Source organism: Coleofasciculus sp. LEGE 07092, assembly GCF_015207375.1.
GTDB lineage: Bacteria > Cyanobacteriota > Cyanobacteriia > Cyanobacteriales > Coleofasciculaceae > LEGE-07092.
The window spans coordinates 1-3,013 of sequence record NZ_JADEWY010000253.1; the positions used below are offsets into that span (position 1 = coordinate 1).

At 46.1% G+C, this 3,013-nt stretch carries 2 protein-coding genes; one reads left to right on the plus strand and one right to left on the minus strand.

Annotated features, from left to right (window positions below):
- Positions 1 to 32: 32 nt before the first annotated feature.
- Positions 33 to 2,585 (minus strand): CHAT domain-containing protein, encoded by a 2,553-nt coding sequence (locus tag IQ257_RS29225; RefSeq protein ID WP_193933487.1) that lies wholly within the window; start codon positions 2,583 to 2,585, stop codon positions 33 to 35.
- 87 nt (positions 2,586 to 2,672) lie between these two features.
- Here IQ257_RS29225 and IQ257_RS30550 point away from each other — a divergent pair.
- Positions 2,673 to 3,013 (plus strand): hypothetical protein (locus IQ257_RS30550; protein ID WP_228061153.1); only part of this gene is annotated, 341 nt, incomplete at its 3' end.

A 3,013-nucleotide genomic window follows, 5' to 3' on the forward strand; every position in this document is an offset into this window, starting at 1 on the left:
GTCTCCCCACTCCCCACTCCCCACTCTCTCTCTTAAAGCCAATTCCCGATGAGGATAAAAGGAGACCAAACGGCGGGATGGTTGTAGTTTACATCAGCAATCATTTTTAGCTGCGCCCGTCTGAGGGATTCAGCTTTGGTAATTTCAGGTTGGCGCAATTGACGATAAAATTCTTCAATCAGCGGTACAGTTGCTTCATCATTAATAAACCATAGGGTTGCCACGGCAGTCTCAACACCAGCGCGAACGGCTACCCCCGCAATTCCTAACGCTGAACGATTATCACCGGCTGCTGTTTGACAGGCACTGAGAGTGAGCAGTCTTACAGGTTCTGTGGCACCGCGAGAACGTAACAGATTGTCAAGTTCATCAAGGGTGATCCGCTGGTCATACCCTAGCAAAAATGTACTTTCAGAATCCACACCAAATTTGCCGTGAGTTGCCATGTGAACGATGGGGTAACTCCTTGCTTGAAGTTTGGCTTGCAAGTTGGAGAGGGTGAACTCTTGATCGATTAGTTCAGTCCCTCCTAATATTGTTCCAACTGCATTTAACTCCGCTTTCACATTGGTTAAAGCGGCAAAGGGGGGTTTTTCTACCGTTAAGCCGAGACTGAGCGCTTTTAGCTGTTTGCGATTTAGGGGTTGGGTGCCAGTTAGGGTGAGGCTGGGGGTGATAGCAATGGGATACTTTTCTATTAAAAATTCTTGACCATCATGTAGTGCCGCCATTGGCACCTGACGCAACACGCCATCGTTAATGAAAACTAAGGTATCGGGATCGATGGCTGCCAAATCTGCCTCGATGGGACGAATTAACAGATTGTAAATTTTCTGCACTTGGGGTAGATATTGTTCTGTGGTTCGCAATTCCAGTAAATAGCGTAACTGTTCAATCTCTGCCTCAATGTCTGATTTGTTCATTGCCACGGGATAGTTGAGCATCGTTCCATCGGGCGATCGCATAATAATTTCGGTGCGATTGTTCAAAATAACCGAGTAAACGACTACAGCATTAGCCGCCGCCAAACCCTCATTACCCTGAGCTTGGCTGCGGGCAACCTGAACGCATTCATCACCAAAGAAGTTTTCTAACTCTGCCAGCTTGAGCAGTTCCAAGATATCTACCACTTTTTTTAACGTAGAGCTGTTCACCTTGGATGGTTGAGGGTTCACTTCGGCAGTCGGCGATGTCAGTAACAATTCAATTAACTCTCGATAAACCGGTTCAACCTGTTCGCGAAAGTCAAGCTGTAAGTCTTGATTGGCGGCAACTAAGTCCCCGCGAATGCCTTGCAGAGTGGCTATTGCTTGTTCGTAAGCAGTGATTGCGTCTGCGGTAGCTCCCCTGGCTTTGAGAATTCGTCCTGCCTGCCACTGCCAGCGATACAAGCTATCCGATGCCCGGATCTCCTGAGCTGCAAATTGAGCGTGGCGTGTCAATTCCATCGCCTTGCCGTATTCACCAGCTATTTCCTGTAATTGTCCTAAACTCCCTAAGGCAAAGGATTCCGCTCTGGCATCACCAATCCGTCTACCTACCATCAGGGCTTGCTCTAAAATCTCGACAGACTCCTGACTCCTGAAATTTTCTGCCAAGTTAATCAGAGCATAGGCTTTCTCCCGCGAATCTGGCGCTTGCGTCAGTAACTCCCTCACCCGTTGCCAATTTTCACTGGTTAATTCCTCGTTGCTAGTCTCTTGTGCGAATGAATTGCCACTGACTAACCAGCGATTCAGATTCATCAAAGCTCTGACTTCTGTCAACCCTCCTACCGAGCCAGCGGTTTGCACACTTTCCTCAAAAAACGTTCTGGCTTTCGTCCAAGCTTGAAGGGCAGTTTGGGTTAAACGAGTTGATTCTGGCTCATCGCCTTCTAACTCAGCTAACTGAGCTTGATTGCGATAGCGAGTGGCTTGGCTAACGTAGATATTCCCTAAGTTATTCAAGGCTGTGGCAATGTAACTGGCATCCTTTAATTCACGGGCAATTTTCAGACTGTTCTCTTGGGCTACTAAGGCTTGCTCGTAATCTCCTAATGCCCAGTAAGCCGTGCCTAAAACGCCTTGTGCTGCGGCTTCACTAAGGCGATTTTGGTTTTGACGGGCAATTTCAATTGCTGATTTTAAAAGATTAATGGCTCGCTGATGCTGTCCTAAATCGCTATATGCCTGGGCTTGCTCTGTTAATAAACCGGATACAGCTTTTTGACTGGCGGTATCGTTTTGAGAACGGTAAAGTTCGAGGGCTTCTTCCCACTGAGCGATCGCCTGAGGGAGTTGACCGATTTGCCGATAGGCTAATGCTAAATTGCCGTGAACAATTGCTCTGTCTTTTGCGTCTGTAATTTGAGGCAGTACTTGTTCCCACTGAGCGATCGCTTCTGCAAATTTTCCAGCTTGATAGGATACCATTCCGCTTTGCACTAACTGCTCTGGGGAGACGGAGGCAATAGATTGCCTCTCAAGAACGGTTAGAGACTCCTTTGCTTGTACAATTGAGCCGGGATGAATGCTCAAGCAAAAGACAACAGTAGTTAGCAATAAAAAATAGAACCAATACCAACGGTGCCTATCTAAAAACATTGATTATTAACGCTATACTATAAACTTCTTGTTTTGACGGAGCTGCCCGTTCGGAGTAGGTAATAACTTTAGGTATGACAAGTTTCCATGGGAGTTAAACAGATTCTCATAACTACAATTTTACTATATCTGAGTTGGAGTTCTGTTGCCCTAGCTCGTAAAGAATTGTCAGATAGACGTTTAACTGAAGGTACTTCTGATAAATCCGATAGTGGAACGGTTAAAAATTTCGTTGAACCTAATAATTTAAAAGAATCAACCCTACCTTGTTTTCTTAAGTTTGCTCAAAAACAACCTTTACCCTATTGCGATTTTTATTTAGCTCAAACTAATCCTGATATCCCACCAGGAATTCTGGAACCTACTCGTCCAACACTGCCCTCTTTCCCCAGGCAGCCACCAGAGCCAACCCCACCACTCCCTTCATT